The following is a 1424-nucleotide window of genomic DNA, read 5'->3' as shown; positions in this document are numbered from 1 at the left end:
GGGGCCGGACAGGCCCGGGGGGCGGGGGGCCCCGGGCCCCCCCCCCCCACCGCCGTGCCGTGCGCCGCTCAGAACCGGTAGGGGAGGACCCTGCGGTGCTGGACCAGCTCCCCGTGCCCCTCACGGCTGCCCGCCGGCGCACACGCCAGCCACAGCACGTCCACCGCCGCCTCGTCGGGGCTGAGCGCGCCCGCCATGCTCGCGAACCACGGCCTGGAGGCCTCGGTGTCCACCAGCCCCGGGCAGGCGGCCGCGACCAGGACGTCCCGCTTCCCGGCCTCCTCGCCCAACTGCCGGGCGAGCACCCGCACCGCCGCCACCTGGGCGACCTTGGACGGGATGTTGATCCAGTCCGGCCACCCCTTGATCTTCGCCTGGCCCGCCTCGACGAGGGCCGCGTACTCGTCCATCGCCGCCTCGATCTCCTCCGGCGAGACGCTCCGCTCGTCGAACCGCGGGTGCAGCCCGGTGGGCAGGTTGGTCAGCGACCCGAACGAGCTCGCGACGACGACGAACCGGGCGCCGTCGTTCAGCAGCGGCGTGAACGCCCTGATCATGCGGTAGGTGCCGTGGTTGTTGGTGTCGACGAACTCGCGGACCTGCTCGGACTGCGGCCGGTCCGGGGTGATCCGCGCCGCCGCATTGGAGATCAGGACGTCGACGCCGCCGTGCTCGGTCCGCACCGTCTCGGCCAGCGCCTCGACGCTCGCCTCGTCGCGCACGTCCAGCAGGTGCAGCCGCACCCGCAGTCCCTCGCCCTCCAGCAGCCGCACGGCCGCCTCTCCCCGCCCGCGGTCACGGGCGGTCAGATAGACCACTCCCTCCTCGCCCAGACGCCGCGCCAGCCCGCGGACCAGCGCGAGCCCGAGACCTTGATTCGCTCCGGTGACAACAGCTACAGAAGTCATTGCGCCATGTTCGCCGCCCACCCGGCCCCGGCGGGAGCACGACTTGCACAGATCGACACCGAACTCCCGCCGCCCGGCCGCGCGTTGCGGCACGGCGCGGGTCACGGAGCCCGTACCCCGACCCCCCTACCACCCCGGCCGCCCGTACGGTCAAACCCGGCGAAAAACCGCGCGGCGCCCGCCCGCTGCCTGTTACCGTCCCCTGCCATGGCAGTCGACGCGGCGGACGAATACACCCGGAACGTCGAGGCACTGGCCCGGCGCTTCGACGTCGGCTGCCTGGTGGCGCTGCTGCCCCGCGCCCACCGGGCCGCCGCACTCGCCGAACTCGTCGACGCCGACCCCGACTTCTTCTTCCTCGGCCACGACCACCCGCCCACCGTGACCGACAGCGCCGTCACCGACGGCACCCCGGCCGTGCGCCGCACCCTGGCCCGCGCGGTCCGCAACCCCCAGGCCCAGCAACGCCTGGCCGACCTCGACGACGCCGGCGTCGACGCGCGCCTCGCCGGCAAC

At 74.6% G+C, this 1424-nt stretch carries 2 protein-coding genes; one reads left to right on the top strand and one right to left on the bottom strand.

Annotated features, from left to right (window positions below; translation table 11 throughout):
* Positions 1-68 precede the first annotated feature (68 nt).
* Positions 69-908, bottom strand: coding sequence for an SDR family NAD(P)-dependent oxidoreductase (locus AB0O00_RS39385; RefSeq protein ID WP_363659478.1), 840 nt, complete (start codon positions 906-908; stop codon positions 69-71).
* Positions 909-1115: 207 nt separating this feature from the next.
* Between AB0O00_RS39385 and AB0O00_RS39380 the strand changes: the two genes are divergently transcribed.
* On the top strand, positions 1116-1424 hold a 309-nt coding region (locus AB0O00_RS39380; RefSeq protein ID WP_363659477.1), incomplete at its 3' end, for a hypothetical protein.

Source organism: Kitasatospora sp. NPDC093558 (assembly GCF_040683475.1).
Classification (GTDB): Bacteria; Actinomycetota; Actinomycetes; order Streptomycetales; family Streptomycetaceae; genus Kitasatospora.
Note: the sequence above shows the minus strand (reverse complement) of the source record. Positions and strands in the feature narration are given on the sequence as shown.